The sequence below is a fragment of the Duganella sp. Leaf61 genome, assembly GCF_001421905.1.
In the GTDB taxonomy this organism is placed as follows: Bacteria; Pseudomonadota; Gammaproteobacteria; order Burkholderiales; family Burkholderiaceae_D; genus Rugamonas; species Rugamonas zoogloeoides.
Map to the genome: position 1 here is coordinate 299936 of NZ_LMLM01000031.1, position 19701 is coordinate 319636.

Annotated in this window: 18 protein-coding genes; 9 read left to right on the forward strand and 9 right to left on the reverse strand. The window is 63.9% G+C overall.

What is annotated here, in order from left to right; all coding sequences use genetic code 11:
- Window positions 1-171: 171 nt before the first annotated feature.
- On the forward strand, window positions 172-669 hold the full coding sequence (locus tag ASF04_RS23110) for a DUF3016 domain-containing protein (RefSeq protein ID WP_056147014.1): 498 nt from the start codon (window positions 172-174) through the stop codon (window positions 667-669).
- 135 nt (window positions 670-804) lie between these two features.
- Here the strand turns inward: ASF04_RS23110 and ASF04_RS23115 are convergent, their stop codons facing one another.
- The 4 genes from ASF04_RS23115 to ASF04_RS23130 all read right to left on the reverse strand — a co-directional run bounded on the left by ASF04_RS23115 (window position 805) and on the right by ASF04_RS23130 (window position 7249).
- Window positions 805-1248: a thioesterase family protein gene (locus ASF04_RS23115; protein WP_019923310.1), complete on the reverse strand. Its 444-nt coding sequence runs from the start codon at window positions 1246-1248 to the stop codon at window positions 805-807.
- Window positions 1249-1256: 8 nt separating this feature from the next.
- Window positions 1257-1958 (reverse strand): dienelactone hydrolase family protein, encoded by a 702-nt coding sequence (locus tag ASF04_RS23120; protein WP_056147015.1) that lies wholly within the window; start codon window positions 1956-1958, stop codon window positions 1257-1259.
- A gap of 246 nt (window positions 1959-2204) precedes the next feature.
- Complete coding sequence (locus ASF04_RS23125; protein WP_056147017.1) at window positions 2205-5525, reverse strand: polymer-forming cytoskeletal protein; 3321 nt, start codon at window positions 5523-5525, stop codon at window positions 2205-2207.
- Between the two features lie 80 nt (window positions 5526-5605).
- Entirely contained in the window at window positions 5606-7249 is a 1644-nt protein-coding gene (locus ASF04_RS23130) for a M28 family peptidase (RefSeq protein WP_056147019.1), read from the reverse strand.
- 214 nt (window positions 7250-7463) lie between these two features.
- Here ASF04_RS23130 and ASF04_RS27085 point away from each other — a divergent pair, with 214 nt between their 5' ends.
- A complete protein-coding gene (locus tag ASF04_RS27085; RefSeq protein ID WP_082488965.1) occupies window positions 7464-7766 on the forward strand; it encodes a hypothetical protein in 303 nt (100 codons plus the stop codon).
- Between the two features lie 93 nt (window positions 7767-7859).
- On the opposite strand, the gene ASF04_RS23135 is transcribed toward ASF04_RS27085, so the two are convergent.
- A complete protein-coding gene (locus ASF04_RS23135) occupies window positions 7860-8873 on the reverse strand; it encodes an alpha/beta fold hydrolase (RefSeq protein ID WP_056147021.1) in 1014 nt (337 codons plus the stop codon).
- Between the two features lie 180 nt (window positions 8874-9053).
- Between ASF04_RS23135 and ASF04_RS23140 the strand changes: the two genes are divergently transcribed.
- Window positions 9054-11327, forward strand: coding sequence for a DEAD/DEAH box helicase (locus ASF04_RS23140; RefSeq protein WP_056147023.1), 2274 nt, complete (start codon window positions 9054-9056; stop codon window positions 11325-11327).
- 132 nt (window positions 11328-11459) lie between these two features.
- Here the strand turns inward: ASF04_RS23140 and ASF04_RS23145 are convergent, their stop codons facing one another.
- Window positions 11460-13121, reverse strand: coding sequence for a murein L,D-transpeptidase (locus ASF04_RS23145; RefSeq protein WP_082488966.1), 1662 nt, complete (start codon window positions 13119-13121; stop codon window positions 11460-11462).
- Between the two features lie 279 nt (window positions 13122-13400).
- Between ASF04_RS23145 and ASF04_RS27800 the strand changes: the two genes are divergently transcribed.
- Window positions 13401-14111, forward strand: coding sequence for a lipid-binding SYLF domain-containing protein (locus tag ASF04_RS27800; protein WP_162241465.1), 711 nt, complete (start codon window positions 13401-13403; stop codon window positions 14109-14111).
- A 31-nt stretch (window positions 14112-14142) separates the two neighbouring features.
- Here the strand turns inward: ASF04_RS27800 and ASF04_RS23155 are convergent, their stop codons facing one another.
- The 3 genes from ASF04_RS23155 to ASF04_RS23165 form a co-directional block, all read right to left on the reverse strand.
- Window positions 14143-14328, reverse strand: a complete 186-nt coding sequence (locus ASF04_RS23155) for a hypothetical protein (protein WP_056147029.1) — start codon at window positions 14326-14328, stop codon at window positions 14143-14145.
- An 83-nt stretch (window positions 14329-14411) separates the two neighbouring features.
- Window positions 14412-15191 carry an enoyl-ACP reductase FabI gene (fabI, locus tag ASF04_RS23160; protein WP_056147030.1) on the reverse strand — a complete coding sequence of 260 codons (780 nt, stop codon included), beginning with the start codon at window positions 15189-15191 and terminating at the stop codon, window positions 14412-14414.
- Between the two features lie 64 nt (window positions 15192-15255).
- Window positions 15256-15438, reverse strand: a complete 183-nt coding sequence (locus ASF04_RS23165; protein ID WP_056147032.1) for a hypothetical protein — start codon at window positions 15436-15438, stop codon at window positions 15256-15258.
- Between the two features lie 410 nt (window positions 15439-15848).
- On the opposite strand from ASF04_RS23165, the gene ASF04_RS23170 reads away from it, so the two are divergent.
- The 5 genes from ASF04_RS23170 (at window position 15849) to ASF04_RS23185 (ending at window position 19586) form a co-directional block, all read left to right on the forward strand.
- On the forward strand, window positions 15849-16298 hold the full coding sequence (locus ASF04_RS23170) for an Hsp20/alpha crystallin family protein (protein WP_056147247.1): 450 nt from the start codon (window positions 15849-15851) through the stop codon (window positions 16296-16298).
- Between the two features lie 107 nt (window positions 16299-16405).
- Window positions 16406-16759, forward strand: coding sequence for an Hsp20/alpha crystallin family protein (locus tag ASF04_RS23175; protein WP_056147034.1), 354 nt, complete (start codon window positions 16406-16408; stop codon window positions 16757-16759).
- An 8-nt stretch (window positions 16760-16767) separates the two neighbouring features.
- Window positions 16768-17205 carry a universal stress protein gene (locus ASF04_RS23180; protein WP_056147036.1) on the forward strand — a complete coding sequence of 146 codons (438 nt, stop codon included), beginning with the start codon at window positions 16768-16770 and terminating at the stop codon, window positions 17203-17205.
- Window positions 17206-17442: 237 nt separating this feature from the next.
- The gene (locus ASF04_RS27680) at window positions 17443-17580 is read left to right on the forward strand and encodes a hypothetical protein (RefSeq protein ID WP_156368744.1); all 138 of its coding nucleotides are present in this window, start codon (window positions 17443-17445) and stop codon (window positions 17578-17580) included.
- On the forward strand, window positions 17580-19586 hold the full coding sequence (locus ASF04_RS23185; protein WP_056147038.1) for a Mu transposase C-terminal domain-containing protein: 2007 nt from the start codon (window positions 17580-17582) through the stop codon (window positions 19584-19586). Before ASF04_RS27680 ends, ASF04_RS23185 begins: the two co-directional genes overlap by 1 nt.
- Window positions 19587-19701: the final 115 nt, after the last annotated feature.

The following is a 19701-nucleotide window of genomic DNA, read 5'->3' on the forward strand; positions in this document are numbered from 1 at the left end:
CGCGGCATCATCCGGGATGGTGGCGCATCCCGACGGGCGAGATGGTAGCGATCCTGTATGACGCCACCATGACATGCGGCGACGATTGGTAACAAATCGCATCAATCGGCGCCGCGCGCCGGCAAACGGGCTATATTGTTTACATTCGCAGTAAGTTATGAGGAGTGCGCCATGCGCCCGATGATCAAATCTTCCCTGGCGGCCCTGGTATTGCTGGCCGCAACCACCGGCGCGGCCTGGGCCCAGGTCAGCGTCAGCTATGTCAAGCCCGACGAGTTCATTGATGTGCCGCGCAGCCCGATCGATCGGGAGCGCATGCTCAAGGATTTCACCCAGTATTTTTCGACCTTCGACAAGAAGCTGCCGGCCGGCCAGCAGCTCAAGATCGAGGTGCTCGATATCGACCTGGCGGGGCGGCTGTGGCCGCGCCGGTCGGGTGGCGACGATATCCGCGTCATGAATGGCGGCGCCGACTGGCCGCACATGAAGCTGCGCTATACGCTGGAACAAAACGGCACGGTACTGCGCAGCGGCGAGAGCGACCTGTCGAACATGATGTACCAGCAGCGCGCCACGCGGCTGTCCGACAGCGATCCGATGCGTTATGAAAAGCAGATGATCGATGACTGGTTCGAGAAAACCATCACTCCCAAAGTCGCCGCCAACTAGGCTGGTTCAAAATGTCCGCAGCGAGGCGCAGCGCGGAAGACAGTGCGCCGGCACGGCAAGGCGCTGCAACGAAGCTGCGGGCTTTTTGAACCAGCCCAGGCAGCCGAACGGCTAGCCGAACGGTTAGCCGAACGGCTAGCCGATCCGGTTAACGCGCGGGAACTTGGCCGCAAACGTGGCCGGCATCGGCGCGACTTCGCCGGTGCGGTAATTGAAGAACACGAAGCCGTACTTGGCCATGGCCACCAGGGTCGAGTCGCGCGGGCGCGTGACGCGGAACGTGATGTCGCCGCCATAGCGGTTGAAGTCCATGACCCCCACCTCGAACAGCAAATGGTCGCGTGCATGCGCTTCCGCGCGGTACGCCGTTGCCAGGTCGGTGACGATGATGCCGGCGCCGCTGCTATCCATTTCCTGCACGCCGAATTCCGCCAGGAATTGCGCGCGCGCTTCCGAAATCATCGACACCATCGAATCGTTGCCCAGGTGATTGGCGGCATTGATGTCGGTGTGGCGCACGGTGAGCTGAGTCGAAAAATAGTACTGGTCGTCCGGAAAATCGAGTTTGAGGCGGGCCATGGCGGTCCTTACAGTTGTTCGCTCAGGAAGACCAGCGTGTGGCCGTGTGCTTCGGCAGCGGCGCGCTGGTTGTATGAATCGCGATGGTTGCAGTTGAAGCCGTGTTCGGCGCCCTGGTAAACGTGGATCTCGACCGACTCCACGCCCTCGAAGCGCTCGGCGATGGCTTTTACCGCGTCGTTCGGGATGTGGCTGTCGGCGCTGCCGAAGTGCATCAGCACCGGCACCTTGATCTCGTCCGCGCGGTCGAGGCCGTTCTGGATGCCGCCGCCGTAGTAGGCCACGGCGGTATCGACCAGGCCGTCGGCAGCGGTGCGGTACGACAGCAGGCCGCCCATGCAGTAGCCGATCGAGGCGATCTTCTGGCCGGCGGTACCCTCGTGGGCGCGCAGCGCCTTGACGGTGGCGGCGATGTCGGTCTGGGCCTTGTCGAAATCGAGCGAATTCATCAGTTCCACTGCGCGCTTCCAGCCGGCTTCGTCGTAGGTCAGCTCGATGCGGGCGCCTTCGCGCCAGAACAGGTCGGGCGCAATCACCACGTAGCCGTCGGCGGCGTACTGGTCGGCAACGTTACGGATGTGCTGGTTGACGCCGAAGATCTCTTGCAGCAAGACGATGCCGGGACCCTTGCCGCCGCGCGGCAGCGACAGATAGGCGCCGAACGTGCCGTCCTCGGTGGTGATATCGATCCATTGCGAATTCGTTTCCATGGTGCTCCTTGTACTGTGATCGGGAAAACAACCATCGTACCGTGTTTTTGCCCTTGTCGCCGTACGCCTTTGGATATGGAGGAGTCTTAGAACCTATCCCGGTAGGGAATGAGGCGCTGCTTGCGCGCCTCGGCAGCGGGGCCAGCGTTGCTCGTCATTGCATGGCCTGCCATGCTTCTGCCTCGCGCCTTGACCGCGCTACCGAGGCATCGCAATCCGCTGCCTCCTCCCTACCGGGATAGGTTCTTAATAAATTTCGCGGGTATAGATCACCGGGCCGGAGCGATAGATGCCAAAGGTCAGCTTGCCGGTGGTGCTGGGCAGGTAGTAGATCCACTGGGGATCGACCGTCAATTCCACGGAACCGAGACCGTACTGGCCGGACGGCGGCGTCAGCCGGAACCCCGCCTTGCCGGACTGGAAAGCGGCGGTTCCGGGCGCGACCGGCTGCAGTTGCGCCGCCGTGGCGCACACGCTGGCCAGGCCTTTCTGGCAGTTATTGAAGCGCAGGTAACCTGCCAGGCTCTTGGCTGGTGCGTTGTACATGGGATTGAACATGAAGCCGCGATTGGCGTCATAAAACTGGGCTTGCAGCGTGACCGGCATCGGTGACGTCGGCGAGCCGTCGATATTGGGCACCACCAGCCGGCCCGAGACGGCGGTGATCGCCGTTTCCATGGAGGAAGTGGCGGTGGCGCGCTGGGACGTGGCGCCGTCGGTATCGACCGCCCGCACGAAGAACCTGACCGGGTTGCTGCCGGTAGCTGCCGATGGCAGCGCCTTGAAGCGGAACATCGGCATGCTGATTGTGGACGGCAGGTCGAAATTCGGGTCATCCACTCTCCCCAGTCCTTTGAAGAAGGTGAACAACGGCGCGGTACCGGCAATGCTGCCGCCCATGGCGCCCACGCTGGTATCGACCAGGGTGGCCCCGCCCAGGGTGGCTGCGGCCGACAGGGTGATGGGCTTGGCCAGCGAACCCTGGTAATTGATGGTGAGGCCGTTGGCGCTGTTGTAGGCCTTGACGATCACATAAAACGGCTGGTACGAGTAGATGAAGACGGGGTCGCACGGCGACAGCAGCGGCGTGCTGTTGGACGTCGCCTTGCACGGCATGGTCATGCCGGCGAGCTGACCAGGGGCCACCATCTCGCGCGTGCGCGAGCCGGTCAGCGTAGCAAAGATGGGCAGCGACGTATCGAAGTGATCGGGTATGAAGCGGCCGATCTTTTGCGTGCCGGCGGTCTTGAACTGATCGCCGGCCGCGCCGAGATAACCGGCGCCGCTGTTGAGGCTCACGTCGAGGCGGATGATGCCCACGTCGCTGAAGCTCCAGGCGCCGGTACTGTCGGTCTTGCTGCTGGAGACGCCGTCGGTGATCGCATTCATGGCGCCCGTCGTGATGTCGCCGCCGGCGTTGCCGGCATCGGCAGGATTATCGACGGCCGGTAAGGCGAGCTTCATGTTTTCGGCTGTCGTTTCCTTGCCAAAATTGGTGGTCACCTCGCCCTTGTTGTTGACGGCGCTGAACTTGACCGTAAACGTTTCGCCGGCTTTGGCGAAGATGGCGCTGTTGGCGTCCGGCACCGTGCCTGCGGCCACTTTTTTCCCGCTGGCGCTGGTGGCTTCGATGATGAAGCGGGCCGGTGCGGCAATGAATTTACCGCTTCCCCTGGCCGTGTAGCCGGCGCTGCCTGCGTAGGCGGCATCCAGCGATACCTCGCCCACTTCCGGATAGGTCAGCGTGGTGTTGGCGATACCGGCGCTGTCGAACGCCAGCTGCAATTTGGTGGGGCTGTTGCCGCAAGTGAGAACGCTGCCGTTGACGCTCACCAGCGCGCCGGCCCTGGCCTTGCCTGACACCGGGTTGGCGAAGCCACAGGACAGGTTGATGCTCTCGGTCTTGCTGGCCACCAGCGGCACGCAGCTTTGCTTGTTGGCAGATGCCGCCAGCGCCTGGATGCGCACGTTGGCCGTGGTTGCAGCAATATGGTTATCGACGGTCACTTGCAGGCCGGTGTCCTCGAACGACATCGCGCACTGGTTGCTGGCCGAGGTATTGGCGCTGTTGACGCACGTGGTGCCGGTCGTGCCGGTGGCTGCAAGCGTGGCGACGCCGACCGTGGTTTGCTCCACCGTGGCGCTGCTGGTCTCGCCAGTGAACGTGAACGACTTGGCGCCCGGTTGCAGGGTAACGCTGCTGCTGCCCGTGAAGTGCGGCGCGGTGCAGGCCGCATTGGCGCAAGCGGTCACCTTGACCGTCTGCGGCTGGCAGGTGAGGGCGCTGCCGGTGTGGGTGATCTGGAAGTGGTGGGCGCCGGCGGCGGGGGCGGCGGCGCAGGTGGGGTTGTAGTTGTACCAGGAGGGCCGCTCCACGCAACTGCACCCTGCTGCGCCCGCGCCGGTGCAGGTAATGACCTTGCTGACGGTCGCACCGCCATCGAGATAGATATAATTGACGGCCGCATTGCCATTGATGGTGGCGTTACTGGACTTGGTGGTGACCCTTGCTGCCACCAGGTCGCCATTGATGGTCGTGCCGGACTCCATCAAAAAGTCGCCCTTCAGCGTGACATTGCCGTTGACCTTGGCGCCCTCGGCGCGCATGGCCAGGGTGCCCGCGTCCACCTTGCCGGTTACCACGACGCTGCTGCCGATGTCGAGGCTGGTGCTGGCGCTGATATCGCCCTTGATGGTGGAGCTGGACGACGCCAGCACGACCGTGGGGGAGGTGATATTGCCGGTGACGGTGCTGCCCGAAGCAAGATTGAATGACTTGGTGGCCGTAATCGTGCCGGTCAGGGTGACGGACGAGGTAGTGGTGATCTCGGTGCCGCTGAGGTTGCCGTTGACGACCGTGCCCGAGCCTAGTGCGATCGTGCCCTTGGAAACCACGGGGCCATTGAGTTCGGCCGGAGAGCCGGTCGTGATGGTGCCGGCGCTGAGACCGCCGCTGAGCTTGATGCCGGAACCGAGGTTAGCCTGGTCGCGCACGGTGGCGCCGCCGCCGATCACATTGCTCGAACCGGTCGTAAGGCTATAGCAGTACACGGCGCCGGTGACAGTGGCGCTCGAGCGCATATTCACCGTGACCGCCGTGACATTGCCGCGGATGGTGGCCGACGAGCCATCGGTACTGACTGTATTGCCGAGTACGTTGGCAGTGACGCTCTGGCCGTTGGTGATCAAGAAATTGCCGCCGCCACTGAGGTTGTTGTTGGCGTCTCGTACGAAATTGCCGGCCTGGATGGTGCCGCCGCTCACGTCGATATTGGCGACCTGGGCGCCCGAGAGGTTGATGTCATTGCTTCCCGTGGTTTCCAGGCGCGCAGTGCCGGACATTTTCAGACCCTGGAAGTAGCCGAGCTGGAAGGCGCCGGTGACGATGACCGTCTTGCCATTGCCGATGACGGCGGTATCGTTGGCCCCGAGGAACGAGGGGTCGCAGGTATAGGTATCGCCGTCTCGGGTGCAGCCGCTGACATTGCCATTGAAACTGACATTACCGGCCTGCGCCAGACCGGTCAGCAACAGGGTACTCAGAACCAGCCACAGGAATCGCAACATTATTTCTCTCAGGTAAAACGCCTGCCTGAATTATAGGCGCTTTACCTTCGAGAAATTGCCGTGTGGCATATAACACACGTTTACTTGCCGCGTTTCACCTTGCCGAATGCTTCGCCCGCCTTCCACGTCTGCATTGCCGGCGCATTGGCGACGTAGTAGCCGAGGTTGAGCGTGAATTGCGCCTGCTGCACCATGCCCGACAGGTCCCACTGCGGGCGGTACTCGTCGGTCACCTGGTGGTAGTCCTTTTTAAAGGCCACCAACTTGGCGCGCGACGCTTCCAGGTCTTTCACGAAAGTGAAGTGGCCGTCGCCCGAGAACACGGCCGAGCCGACGTTGAAGGCCGGGATGCCGGCCTTGGCAAACACGAAGTGGTCGGCGCGGAAGAACGCGCCCGACAGGTCGGGAATGGCCGGCGCCAGGGTCAGGCCCATTTTCCTGGCCACCGCGCCCGATGCTTCATACAGACTGCTGCGCTCGGCGCCGGCGACGCCGATGTCGGACGTCTTGCCGACGAAGTTCATGCTGTCGAGGTTGAGATCGGCCGTGGTTTTATCCAGCGGCCAGGCCGGATTCTGCACGTAAGCGGCAGCGCCCAGCAAGCCTTGCTCTTCGGCGGCCGGCCACAGGAACACTTGCGTGCGCTTGGCCGGGTGCTTGACCGCTTCGGCGGCCATCACCAAGAGGGCGGCGGTGCCCGAGGCGTTGTCGATGGCGCCGTTGTAGATGTGGTCGTGCTGGCCGTTGTCGGTCTTGCCGGCGGTGGCTTCGTCCATGCCCATGTGGTCCCAGTGCGCCGAATAAATCACCGCCTGTTCCTTGAGCTTGGCGTCGGTGCCGGGCACGATGCCGGCCACGTTGAATTCCTCGATCTGGCGCACGGTGCTGCGGATCTGGCCGTGGACGCGGGTTTTCAGGTCCACCGGCTTGAAATCGCGGCGCTCGGCGGCGGCGCGCAGCTGGTCGAGGTCGAAGCCGGCGGCAGCGAACAGCGAACGCGCGGTCTCTTCCTGCAGCCAGCCTTCCACCGGATTGCCCTTGCCCTTGAGGTGGAAACGCTCGTGGCCGAAACCATTGGCCGGCACGCTCCACGGGTATGACGCCGATGGCGTGGTGTGGATCAGCAGCACGCCGGCAGCGCCCCGGCGCACGGCTTCCTCGAACTTGTACAGCCAGCGGCCGTAATACGTGTAGGCCTTGCCGGCAAAGCGGTTCGGTTCGTCAAGCGTCGGCTGCGGGTCGTTGACCATCATGACCAGGACCTTGCCCTTGACATCGACACCCTTATAGTCGTCCCACTTTTCTTCGGGCGCTTCGGCGCCATAGCCCACGAAGACCAGCGGCGCATCGATCGCCACTTCCTGTTTGCCGCTCATGGTGCCGATCAGGATTTCTTCGCCGACCTTGGGCGTGACGGTTTTACCGGCGATGTCGAAATTGAGGGCGCTGCCCGGTTGCAGCTTGGTGCCTTCGATTTTCACGGACTGGCGGTAGGTGCCGTCGGCCAGCGGTTTCAGGCCGATGGCGGCCGCCTGCGTTTCCAGGTAGCGCACCGCCAGCAGGCCGCCACGCTGGCCGGTACCGCGTCCTTCGAACAGGTCATCGGCCAGGAAGGACAGGTGGGCGCGCAGCGGCGCTTCGGTGACGACTGGCAGCCCGGCTTGGGCTTGTGCGGTGGCCTGGCAGGCAAGACCGGCGACGAGGGCGAACATGGTAAGGCGCATGGAGACTCCGTAACGTGAAAGCGGACCATCTTACTGTAAATCCGCTGTGCTTGTAAGCAAGTGTAAGTGTGCGTAAGCGAGTGTAATGGTGGTCAACGCGGGGCAGGGCGGCGGCGTTTTTTGCTCATGACCGACATAACAAGCGGCCATGAAAAAAGCAGGGTCAGTTATCTAAACTATATAAACAATATTACGTTTTTAAGGATTTCACATCATGAAGAAAATCACCGCTACCCTGATCGCCTCCCTGTTCGCCGGCGCCGCTTTTGCCCAAACCCCGCCGCCAGCACCGGCTGCACCTGCGCCAGCACCGATGGCAGCTCCTGCCGCACCGGCAGCCACCCCGGCTCCTGAAGCCAAGCACGCCGACAAGCATGTCAAGAAAGCACATGCCAAGAAAGTAAAACCGGCCAAGGCTCCGGTTGAAAAAGATGGCGCACCAGTGCCACCGGCACCACCGGCACCACCGGCACATCCAGCCGCAGCTCCGGCAGCGCCAGCAGCACCAGTCAAGTAAGCACAACGAGCAAGAGCAGCACGCGCCGCCCCGAACCTTCACGGCCTGGGCGGCGTTTCCGTTTTAGAAGTGTTCAGTGGCTGTTAGTGGCTATTAGCGGTTCAATTCTTCCAGCAACGCCTTGTGGAACATGGCCGGATCTTCCATCTGCGGCGCATGCCCCTTGCCCGGGAACTCCACCAGCCGGCTGTCCGGAATCGTTTTGGCAGCCTGTTTGCCCAGCAGCTTGTAGTTGCCGATCTTCGCCTTGACGTCGGGCGGCGCGATGTCGGCGCCGATGGCCGTGGTGTCGGCGTCGCCGATCAGGAGCACCGTGGGCACTTTCAGCAGCGGGAACTCGTATACCACCGGCTGGGTATAGATCATGTCGTAGATCAGCGCCGAGTTCCACGCCACCACCTGCTTGCCGGGACCGTTCGACAGGCCGGCCAGCATGTCTACCCAGCGTTCGTACTCTGGCTTCCACTTGCCGCCATAATAGGTCTTGCTTTCGTACGCGCGGATGCCGTCGGCCGTGGTGTTCAGTTCGCGTTCGTGCCACTGATCGACGCTGCGCGGCGGCACGCCCAGCGCCTTCCAGTCTTCCAGCCCGATCGGGTTGACCATCACCAGTTTTGCCGTCGCCTGCGGGTACATCAGCGCGTAGCGCGTGGCCAGCATGCCGCCGGTCGAGTGGCCGATCATGATCGATTGCCTGACGCCGAGGTGCTTGAGCAGGGCGTCGGTATTGGCCGCCAGCTGCTGGAAGCTGTACTGGTAGTGCTCCGGCTTGCTGGACGCGCAAAAGCCGACCTGGTCGGGCGCCACCACGCGGTAGCCGGCGCCGGTCAGGGACTTGATGGTCGCTTCCCAGGTGGCGCCGCAAAAGTTTTTGCCGTGCAGGAGCACGGCGGTCTTGCCGTCGCCCTGACCATGCGCGGTGGGCGCCACGTCCATGTACGCCATTTCCAGCTTGACGCCCTGCGACGTGAAATCGAACTGCTGCAATTTATGCGGATAGGTAAAGCCCTCCAGGCGCGGGCCGTAACTGTAGTTCTGGGCGGTGGCCAGCAACGGCAGGCTGAACGCCGCAAAAGCCAGTGCACGGCGCGTGGATGAATTGATCATGTTGGCAATCTCCTATTGTGGGCAGCGGACAATATAGGCGGATAGGGTGTTTTTCACCCTTAAACAGCGCTTAAATGCGTGGATTTCAAGCAAATTGACGCTCGAATGGCTGAGACAGAGTAAACTATGCACAAATTTCTTTCGCAATTAGGCGATTCGAACATACTTGTGAGTGACGCCATGTCTGACACCCCCATTACCCTTTTTACCGACCTTAACCTGAGCGAACCGCTGATCCAGTCGCTCAAGGACGTCGGCTACGAAACCCCGTCGCCGATCCAGGCCGCCACCATCCCGCTGCTGCTCGATAACCAGGACGTGCTGGGCCAGGCCCAGACCGGTACCGGCAAGACCGCCGCTTTCGCGCTGCCCATCCTGTCGCGCATCGACATCCGTCAAACCTCGCCGCAGGCGCTGGTGCTGGCCCCTACCCGCGAGCTGGCAATCCAGGTCGCCGAAGCGTTCCAGACCTACGCCGCGCACATCCCCGGCTTCCACGTGCTGCCGATCTACGGTGGCCAGAGCTACGGCCCGCAACTGTCGGCGCTGCGCCGTGGCGTGCACGTGGTGGTCGGTACCCCCGGCCGCGTGATCGACCACCTGGACAAGGGCTCGCTCGATATCTCCAAGCTGAAAACCCTGGTGCTTGACGAAGCCGACGAAATGCTGCGCATGGGCTTTATCGACGACGTCGAACGCATCCTGCAGGAGACCCCGGCCACGCGCCAGACCGCGCTGTTCTCGGCCACCATGCCGTCGGCCATCCGCCGCATCGCCAATACTTACCTGCGCAACCCGAAGGAAGTGACCGTCGCCGCCAAGACCGGCACCAACGAAAACATCCGCCAGCGCTACTGGCTGGTGTCGGGCATGCACAAGCTCGACGCGCTGACCCGCATCCTCGAAGCCGAAGACTTCGACGGCATGATCATCTTCTCGCGCACCAAGCTCGGTACCGAGGAACTGGCGCAGAAGCTGCAGGCACGCGGCTTCTCGGCCGCTGCCATCAACGGCGACATCCAGCAGGCGCAGCGCGAGCGCACCATCGCCCAGCTCAAGGAAGGCAAGATCGACATCCTGGTCGCCACCGACGTCGCCGCGCGCGGCCTGGACGTGGAACGCATCAGCCACGTGGTCAACTACGACGTGCCGCACGATCCGGAAAGCTATACCCACCGTATCGGCCGTACCGGCCGCGCCGGCCGCAGCGGCGAGGCGATCCTGTTCATCACGCCGCGCGAAAAAGGCCTGCTGAAAATGATCGAGCGCGCCACGCGCCAGCCGATCGGCATGCTCGAACTGCCGACCATCCAGGCTGTCAACGATGTGCGTATCGCCAAATTCAAGCAGCAGATCTCGGAAACCCTGGCCCAGGGCGAGCTGGAACAGTTCCAGTCGCTGATCGAAGACTTCGAGCGCGAACAGAACGTGCCGGCAATCGAAATCGCCGCCGCCCTGGCCAAGATGGCCCGTGGCGACGTACCGCTGCTGCTCGACAAAAAGCAGGTCACCCAGTGGGAAGAGCGCCCGGCCCGTGCCGGCGCTTCCTTCGACCGCCCGGAGCGCGGCGACCGCTTCGACCGTGGTGATCGTGGTGACCGCTTTGACCGCCCCGAGCGTGGCGAGCGCCCGGACCGCGGCGAGCGTTTCCCTAAAAAGGAACGCATCGTGCGCGCGCCGGACGCCGGCATGGAGACCTTCCGCATCGAAGTCGGCTACCAGCACGGCGTCAAGCCGGGCAATATCGTGGGCGCCATCGCCAACGAAGGCGGCATCGACTCGAAGAACATCGGCCGCATCGAAATCTACGACGACTACAGCGTGCTGGACATGCCGAACGACCTCGCCGGCGACGTGCTCGACCACCTGGCCGGCATCAAGGTAGCAGGCCAGCAACTGCGCATCAGCCGTGACAACGGCGGTGCGCCATCGGCTGCGTCGTCTGCGCCTGCTGCGGCGCCAGCGGCACCGGCGCCAGCGGCCGCGCGTGCCACCCCGGTCCGCGCCGCCAAGCCTGCGCCGGCCGCCGCTGCCGGTCCGGCTGCTTCGCCGCTGTCGCGCACCGTGGCCGCTGCCGCCAACGAGTTCGACGACGAAGCACCGAAAAAGAAAAAGGACAAGCCGGCCAAGGCCACCTTGCCGATGAGCGCCTTCCGCGTGGAAGTGGGCAGCGTCAACGCCGTCACCCCGGCCAACATCGTCGGCGCCATCGCCAACGAAACCGGCCTGGAAGCGCGCCTGATCGGCCGCATCGAGATCTTCGACACGTATTCGATGCTGGAACTGCCGGACGGCATGCCGAACGAGCTGTTCAAAAGCCTGGGCAAGGTCTGGGTCGGTGGTTCGCAGCTGAAGATCAGCCAGGTGGACCGCATGCCGCCGGAATCGGGCAAATCGACGCCACCGAAATCGGTCGCGCCGAAGAAGAAACCGGCGCCGGGCAAGAAGTACTAGCAGCGTGTCTGCGCCGCCAGGCAACCGGCCAGGCCGCCAGGCTGCCAGTGGCTGAAAACGCCCCCGCTCTTTTGCCAAAGAGCGGGGGTCTTTTTTTTAGATTCTTCGCACTTTGCCGTGGGCCGGGCTTCGCTACCGGAGGCCGGGCCCTGGCGATCCGGCCATGGCCGCGATCATCTTCGCATCGCGCCGATAGATATCTGCGGCAAACAGCACCCGGCCCTGGCGGTCGGTGACGGCGGTCGCGTAAAACAGCACCACGGGAACTGGTGTCTTGAGCCCAACTGTTTGCGATGATCCAGCGAGCATCGCCGATCGTACCCGTTCGGTGCTCCATTGGATCGGATCATCCAGAACGAACTCGGCGAGTTCGGCTGGCTGCTCCACGCGAATACAGCCGTGACTGAGGTCGCGCCGGGCGCGGGCGAACAGTTCGCGGGCGGAGGTGGCATGCAGATAGATGTTCATGCTGTTTGGCAAGTTGAACTTCACAGCGCCCAGCACATTGTGTGGCCCCGGAGTTTGCCTGATCCTGGCGCGGCCTGAGCCGAGTGCCGCCGCAGCGTCGGACTGATCCGCCGCCAGCAATGTGCCGTCGCGGGCGATGATTTCCATGTGCTGCCTGGCCAGGTAGGCGGGATCGCGCGCCAGTTTGGGCAGGATTTCCTTGCGCACTATGCTGGCGGGCACATTCCAGTAAGGCTGGAATTGTACCTGCCGCATCTGGGCAACCAGCAATGGCGTTGGCGTGCCGGCTGCGTTGCCGACAATGACGCGCATTTCCAGGGCCGCGCTGGCAGGCTGAGCAGCAGTGTCGAACGCCCAGAGCCTGAAGGCAGGCAGGTTGACCACCACCATTTTACCGGGCGGCAGCGCTGGCACCCAGCGCAGGCGTTCCAGCGTGAGTTCGAGCTGGCGAACCCGGTGCGCCAGCGGCACCGCCAGGGCCGCCATGGTGGCGGGGCCCAACTCGCCGTCGTCGGCCAAGCCATGGCGCGCCTGGAAACGTCTGACCGCATTGGCCAGTTCGATCGAGTAATGTTGCCCGTCGCCGCTGTCGCCACCGGCGGCCAGGTCGCCCAGCAGCACAAGACGCTGGCGCAGCATCGCCGCTCCCTGGTATCGGTCGCCGGCCACCACGGCGCCGGAGGCGGGCAACGGCCCCAGCGGGAGTCCTTGCCGGGGCCGTGCGGCAAGGTCGCGGTACTGTGCCAGGGTCAGCTTGACGCGCTGGTAGAGCGGAATACGCGGCTGCGCCTGTTGCGTCAGCCCTGCCAGCCGGTCTTCGCGCAGCGCCCCACACAACGCGTCCACCGGGTCGTACGGCACTGGCGCCCATCCGGACACCGTGGTGACATGGTCCGGCGCAGTCCGGCCGAAGTGTATATCGGTGAGCATTTGCAGGACCGAACGACTGAGGTCGGCATCAAGCAGGGCGTCACCGCTAGCCGGCAGCCGGTACACACGTTGCGCGAGCTCGTCCACACGGTAGTGGTCGGGCGAGAGCCCGTGGTCGCGCGCGCCGCGCAGCAACACCAAGGCCTGGTCCGCGCGCCGGCGCTCGGGACGAAGCCAGAGGGCCTCGCTGCCCAACGTGTCATACAGCCGGCGCAGCGATACGCCGATGGACGGCCGCCCTGGTGCCGTTTGCGGGACCGGCGCGATGCACGCCGCCGGCCGCGATGCATGCACGCCGGGCGATTGCGCACCGCCAGCCGCCGTGACAGCGAGCAGAAGAAAACCACAGACAACGCTACATACAACCCCGCATACAACGCTTGGCAGCTTGGGCATGGAAGCACCTGCAGTTACGTAAAATATTGCAGCGGTCTTGAGCCGTGGCACTCGCGTACCGTGCGCGATCCTGGTTGCCCAGGATGGGTTGGACCCGCAACGGCTGCCAGAAGTTCAATCGCCAAGCCGATTCCTTGTCAACCAGAAGGGTTCGGGTGTCTGCTTCCGGATCGGTTTGACCCTGGTCAAAGTTCGGCGCCGAGTAAAGGCGTTAGCATGATTTTGTACAAAGCGCGCTTTGTACGGTCGCATCCGAAACCTGTCTTCAAGGAGAAAAAAATGGTTCATCAAATTAAACGATGTGGGTTGGCGCTGGCCTGCCTGGTTGGCCTGGTGGTTGGCGGCAGTGCATTGGCGCAGGCCGATGCGGATAGTCCGCGTGGCAATAATCCCGCCCAAACCGCTACCGCCCGGGTAAGCGACGCGCTCGACGTGGTGCGTCGCCTCGAAGCGGAGCCACGCATGAAAAAGCTGTTACCTAAAGCCAAAGGAGTGCTGCTCGTGCCCTCGTACGGTCGTGCGGCACTGGGCGTTGGCGCCCGTGGTGGCGCCGGTTTGCTACTGCTCAGGCAAGCAGACGGTAGCTGGAGCAGTCCGGCATTTTACGATCTCGGCGGCCTGACCCTTGGCTTGCAAGCCGGTGTCGAGGGCGGCGAGATGGCACTGTTGCTCAATAATGACAAGGCGGTTGCCGAGTTCATGAAGAAAAACAATTTCACGCTCAGCGCAGATGCGGGCCTGACCGTCGTCAACTGGTCGCGGCTTGGCCATGGCCTGGCAGGTACCGGCGATGTGGTGGCCTGGAGTTCGGCCAAGGGATTGTTCGGCGACGCGGTTGCCGTGGGCATCAACGATATCCGCTTCAACCAGAGCCTGACCAATGCGTATTATGGCCGCACCTTGTCGCCGAGGGACATTGCTCAGGGCAGCGTCAACAATCCGCAGGCGCAGTCGTTACAGCAAGCGCTGGCGCAGGCTGCGGGCCAATGACCACGCCCGCTGACGGCGAGGTAAATCTTGCTTAACTCGTCGCCGGCGGCCGGCCCCTGCCGTCCTCGCCAACCGAGTAGAGCTCGGTGTGACCGGCGCCTTGCTGGTAATCGAGCAAGGAAATGATCGATGGCGTGATATGCAGAAATACCCAACCTGGCCACATGGTCCGCGTGGTTTCGGTAATCTGGCGCAACTGTGGAAAACGCTGCAACATCAAGTCCGCCGCATGGCCGACACTTGATGCTAGACAGTCGATAGTGCTTTTCTTTTGCGCGGGATCAAACGAATTGGTGGTGCCTAATTGACCGCATGGTAGCCGCCGTCGACATAGATGGTCTGGCCCGTCATTGCGCTGGCACCGTCGCCGGCCAGAAACGCCGCCAGTTGGCCGATTTCGGCGAGGGTGACCAGGCGCCGCAATGGCGCGCGCTCCCGTACCCGCTGCATCAACGTCTCGACATCCCGCAAGCCGGAGGCGGCCCGGGTCGGGACAGGACCAGGCGAGATGGCGCTGACGCGTATACCGCGCGGCCCCAGCTCCAGCGCCAAGTACCGCACCAGCGACTCCAGGGCTGCCTTGACGGGTCCCATCAATCCGTAGTGCGGCACCGCCTCGTCGGCGCCCAGATAGCTCATCGTCAGCAAGCTGCCGCCTTGCCGGCCCAGGTGAGGTTCACAGTGCCGCGCCAGTGCGGCAAACGAGTGACACGATATTTGCATGGCGCGCAGGAAACCGGTGCTGGTGCTGTCGATCACCCTGCCGCGCAGTTCTGCGGTGGGCGCCCAGGCCAGCGAGTGGATCACGAAATCGAGTCCGCCCAGGCGATCTACGGCCTGGTCAACCAGGGCTGCGATGTCGTCAGGGTGTTCGACATCGCAGATCAGCAAAGGCGCCTGCACGGCCGCGGCCACCGGCGCGGCAAATGGCCGCGCGGCCAGGTCGGCGCAGCTGACTACCAGGTGTGCGCCGAGGTCGGTGGCCACGCGGGCACAGCCGCTGGCAATGCTATGTTCGTTGGCGATGCCCATTATCAGGCCGCGCTTGCCGCTGAGGGAAAAAACTGTGTTGGTTGGCATGATGTGCTCCAGATCGTACTGGTGAATGAGTGCCGCCCGCCGGACCGGCTGGCTTGCCTGCCCGCTAGGCGTGGTCATGGTTGTATCCGCCCATGACCAGTAGGTCGCACCGGTGCTCGGTGGCGATGGACAGCAAGGCCGCGCTCATGGTGATGGTGGTGTATTCGCGCAGGTGCCTGCTCACATGGCCTGGCCAGGTTTGCCTGGCGATGTTTGCCGCGCCGCGAATCGTGAGAGCCCGGTACATGCCAGCACTGTCAGGTGCGCCTGAAAAGACCGTGCAAGGCGGGCCGCCAATGTCACGCGGTAGCTGGCATGCGGCGCCTGGTCCGCGTGCAACAGGATGGCTTTATAAGACATGGAGGCTCCGATCGGCAAGGGCAAACTGATGCGACACCAGCACCGACAACGTCATGCGGTTCAATACCCGTCCGGGAGCAGGACCGACGATGAGCCTAACAAAAACTATTTGGCGATTGAATGATCTGGATCAAACGGACGGTGAACTGCAAAGGCGGGCGTGGGGGGGCGCACGGTCGGATACCGCGTGAGTGCGCGTGGGCGTTAAAGTTCCATGCGCAGGTTTGATGCAGCTTCGTGTTACTTGCTGCGACAGCGCCAGACTGCATTTTTACACCGCAGATGAAGGAGCTGGCCATGAACACCGACAATGTTACTGTACACGAACCCGCGATTGGATCAGGGCGTTTCGAGCCGCTACACATGATTGAAAGACTGTTTCGCGACATCGGCGCCGATCCATTCTGGCCGGTCACCGGCATGGCGCCGGTGATCCGCATCGATGTCCAGGAAACCGAGCAGGCCTTTGAAGTGAAGGCCGACATTCCCGGCGTAAAAAAAGAAGAAATCAAGCTGGCGGTCGATGGTCGCCAGGTGTTTCTGAGCGCGACGTCCGAGCGCGCTGCGCAGAGCGGGGACGACGGTGTGCTGTGGTCCGAGCGTCAGCGTGGACAGTGCCAGCGCAGCTTTGTGTTGCCGCAGGAGGTGGACGAAGCGCAGGCGCAAGCGCATTACGAAGACGGCGTGTTGAGTGTCACCCTGCCGAAAAAGGCGGGGGCCGGCGCTACCCGCGTGGCCATCCAGTAAGCTCTGCCGGAGCCGCTGCCATGCCCCACACCGTCCCGGCCCGTCAGCCGCACAGAGCGCTAGCGCACTTTCATCCGCTACGCACACTATATGAAACCTGGCAGCGCATGCGTTTCGTCCACGCCCTGCGCCACCAGGGCCAGCAGATCCGCATACGCGTCCACGAAAACGCCCAGGCTTACACCGTGTGGGCATGGTTGCCCGGTGTGCACAAGGGCGAGATCGAGGTCGGTCTCGACGGCAACCGGGTACGCATCGTCGCCGGCGCGCGCTTCGATCACGCGCAGCATGTCTCGCCCGACGTGATCCAGCGTGAGCGCTACGTCGGCAAGCGTACCCGCGTGCTGTCATTGCCGCGCACGCTAGACAGTGCTGGTGCGCGCGCTCAATTTCACCGCGGATTGCTTGAACTCACGCTGCCCAAGGCGGGGCTGCCACCGCGTCTGGTGCCGGTCGCATAGGAGGCGCCATGTTCGCCCACATTCTCTTCCCTGTAGACGGCGAGGCGCCGTCGTCAGCGGCCATTGTGCCGTGCGTAACCTTTGCCCGGGAGGCAGGCGCGCGCTTGCTGGTCCTGCATGTCACCGAGCCGTTCCACGTGATCAGTACCGATCCCGACATGCTGGTCGATACGCCAGCGCGCTACCGCGTGCAGACCAAGGCGCGTGCACGGAAACTGCTCGAAACCGTTGCTGCCGAGGCACTTGCGCAAAAAGTGGTCTACGAGACGCTCGTGGTCGAGCATCCGCATCCCTACCGGGTCATTATCGACACCGCACGGCAACGTGGCTGCGACCTGATCGCCATGGCCGCGCACGGTCGCACCGGCGTGCAAGCCGTGTTACTTGGGAGCGTGACCCAGAAGGTGTTGGCACATTGTCATTTGCCGGTATTGGTCATGCGCTAATGGCGGCCCCCGCGTTGATGCACGCATGCAGTGCATGAACCCGGTTCGCCTGCTGCGCCGCACCAATAAAAAGCTTGCGAAAGTGCAAACGTGGTGCCTGAGCGGATGTTGGTAAAGTGTTCTCATAGGTGAAGAGGAGGTGGCCCGGTTTTTGCATTATGACTTGGCACAAACCTGATAAATGGCGCGCTTAACGCGCCTCAACCTGGAGACAAGTCGTTGAACCGGAGCTTAGACATGACGCCATTCAGGAAGCTGTGGAATACTTTTGTCGATGCGATCAAGCCGCCGCTGTTGCGTGAAAATGCCGATGCAGGGCTGCACGCCATCGTGGTTGACACCCGGCCGTTCCACCTCGCGGTGCAGGGGCGCTGATGTTACTGCGCAACGATCTGCTGCACTACCCGCAGCCATCGGCGCGCACCGTCCGTGTTTTGTGGATCGACCCCGGCCAGCGCCATGCCTATGTCTATGACGTGGCGGCGCGCTCGGCCGAGGTAGAACTGGTCCAGTTACCGGCGCTGCTTGCCGACCTGCGGGATGGCCGCGCCAGCGTGCTGCCGGCCGATCCCTACCTGATGGTGGTCAGCCAGGAAATGCTGCCGCCCAAATACCTGCAACTGCGCGCGCGCGCCTGGGAAATCATCGCGCCGCTGGTGGCGCAGGAACCCGACATTTACGATGCGCGCCGGCGCGGCCAGATGATCGCCCGCGCCACCGCCGAACACCAGGTGTCGCACCCCACCATTTATCGCTATCTGCGCCGCTACTGGCAGCGCGGGCAAACCCCCAACGCGCTGCTGCCCGACTACTGCAATTCGGGCGGCAAGGGCAAAGTGCGGCAATCGTCGGAAGGCATCAAGCGCGGCCGGCCGCGCAAGAACGGCGCCGACGACGGCCCCGGCCTGAACGCCGACGAGGACATCCGCCGCATCTTCCGGGTGGCGATTGCCCGCTACGCGGCCAGTCACGACAAGTTTTCGCGCCTGGGCGCCTACCAGCAGATGCTCGATGAATTCTTCATCGAGCGCCGCATCGATCCTGCCAGCGGCCGGGTACAGGCGGCGCCGCAGCGCCGCGCGGCCATGCTGCCCACCTTTGGCCAGTTCAATTACTGGCTCGACCACGACGACGACCGCCCGCCGGAAGTGGCGCGCCGCAGTAGCAGTCCCGGTCCCGGTTCCGGTTCCGGCGCCAGTGCCTTTGCCGGCGCGGCGCAGGCGCTGCGCGGCGCATCGGCGGCCCCGGTTTCGGCCCCGGTTCCGGTTTCGGCCACGCGCATGACCGTGGCGGCAACCACCACAGCGACCGGCTCCGATGCGGCGCAGGCGTCGCCATGGGCGTCCGCCCCCGGCCGTCCCGGCGCCAGCTACCAGCTCGACGTCGTGCGCGCCGAGGTGCAACTGGTGTCGCGCGCCGACCGCGAACAGGCCATCGGCCGCCCGCACATCTACGTGGTGCAGGATACGTACAGCCGCATGATTACCGGCATCCACGTGGGACTGGGCCCGGCCAGCTGGTCGCAGGCGATGCTGGCGCTGGCCAACTGCGGAGCCGACAAGCAGCGCTACAGCCAGCATTACGGCCGCCGCATCGAGGCGGCCCAGTGGCCGGGCTGCCATCTGCCCGACACCCTGTTCGTGGCGGCGCCGCTGGCCGCGCTGGCAGGCGCCGAATGGGGCGATGGCGGCACCCTGCGCACCAACTTCAACCTGCGCTGCATCGCCGCCGAGCAGGGGGCCGGCGACTGGCAGGAGGTACTGGCAAGGCGCTTTCGGCTGCTGGCGCCTGACGTCGCCGGTGGCGCAGAGAATGTGGTCAATGCGACAGCCAATGCGGCCGGCGCAGCGTGCCGGCTCGACGGCGTGCTCGATGTGGCGCAGTTCACCCGCATCGTCATCGACTGCGTTTTGTACTACAACAGCCGCCAGCCGGCGCCTGACGCCGCCACGCCGGCGGCATTGTGGGACTGGGGCGTGGAGCACCGGGGCGGCGCGCTCAAGCCCTATCCCGAGCACCTGGTGCGCTGCAGCCTGATGCCGGTGGCCACCGCCATCGTGGGCTGCGACGGCATCCATTTCGCCGGCAGTATTTATACCTGCGCGCGTGCGGTCCAGGAGCGCTGGTACGAGCGGGCGCGCCAGCGCGGCAGCTGGCAAGTGAAGGTGGCGCACGACCCGTCCAACCTCGACACGATCTACCTGCTCGACGCGGCCGCGCCGATGCAGTTCCACGCCTGCCACCTGGCCGACGCCAGCGGCGTGCGCCGCCACCTGAGCGCGGTGGAAATGGCGTATCTGCCGGCCGCCGTTGCGGTGACCGCGCCGGCGCTTGCCACCGTTCGCACCAATACTCCCGCCCTGGTCAGCTTCGCCGGCTGATTCTTCCCTCTCTCGATTTTCACACGCTGCACCGCCATGCACCACCGCCATCTGGTGGTGCGTGCGCTTGTGCGCCGCAGTGGTTGCGGTGTCCGGCGCCGCCATGAATAAAGTC

Coding starts and splice junctions, on each gene's coding strand:
- ASF04_RS27085 (WP_082488965.1), top strand. CDS start 7,464: ATGAAGAAAATCACCGCTACCCTGATCGCCTCCCTGTTCGCCGGCGCC.
- ASF04_RS23145 (WP_082488966.1), bottom strand. CDS start 13,121: ATGCCCAAGCTGCCAAGCGTTGTATGCGGGGTTGTATGTAGCGTTGTC.
- fabI (WP_056147030.1), bottom strand. CDS start 15,191: ATGCCAACCAACACAGTTTTTTCCCTCAGCGGCAAGCGCGGCCTGATA.
- ASF04_RS23180 (WP_056147036.1), top strand. CDS start 16,768: ATGTTCGCCCACATTCTCTTCCCTGTAGACGGCGAGGCGCCGTCGTCA.
- ASF04_RS23120 (WP_056147015.1), bottom strand. CDS start 1,958: ATGGAAACGAATTCGCAATGGATCGATATCACCACCGAGGACGGCACG.
- ASF04_RS27680 (WP_156368744.1), top strand. CDS start 17,443: ATGACGCCATTCAGGAAGCTGTGGAATACTTTTGTCGATGCGATCAAG.
- ASF04_RS23155 (WP_056147029.1), bottom strand. CDS start 14,328: ATGTTGCAGCGTTTTCCACAGTTGCGCCAGATTACCGAAACCACGCGG.
- ASF04_RS27800 (WP_162241465.1), top strand. CDS start 13,401: ATGGTTCATCAAATTAAACGATGTGGGTTGGCGCTGGCCTGCCTGGTT.
- ASF04_RS23175 (WP_056147034.1), top strand. CDS start 16,406: ATGCGTTTCGTCCACGCCCTGCGCCACCAGGGCCAGCAGATCCGCATA.
- ASF04_RS23165 (WP_056147032.1), bottom strand. CDS start 15,438: ATGTACCGGGCTCTCACGATTCGCGGCGCGGCAAACATCGCCAGGCAA.
- ASF04_RS23115 (WP_019923310.1), bottom strand. CDS start 1,248: ATGGCCCGCCTCAAACTCGATTTTCCGGACGACCAGTACTATTTTTCG.
- ASF04_RS23125 (WP_056147017.1), bottom strand. CDS start 5,525: ATGTTGCGATTCCTGTGGCTGGTTCTGAGTACCCTGTTGCTGACCGGT.
- ASF04_RS23135 (WP_056147021.1), bottom strand. CDS start 8,873: ATGATCAATTCATCCACGCGCCGTGCACTGGCTTTTGCGGCGTTCAGC.
- ASF04_RS23140 (WP_056147023.1), top strand. CDS start 9,054: ATGTCTGACACCCCCATTACCCTTTTTACCGACCTTAACCTGAGCGAA.
- ASF04_RS23110 (WP_056147014.1), top strand. CDS start 172: ATGCGCCCGATGATCAAATCTTCCCTGGCGGCCCTGGTATTGCTGGCC.
- ASF04_RS23170 (WP_056147247.1), top strand. CDS start 15,849: ATGAACACCGACAATGTTACTGTACACGAACCCGCGATTGGATCAGGG.
- ASF04_RS23130 (WP_056147019.1), bottom strand. CDS start 7,249: ATGCGCCTTACCATGTTCGCCCTCGTCGCCGGTCTTGCCTGCCAGGCC.
- ASF04_RS23185 (WP_056147038.1), top strand. CDS start 17,580: ATGTTACTGCGCAACGATCTGCTGCACTACCCGCAGCCATCGGCGCGC.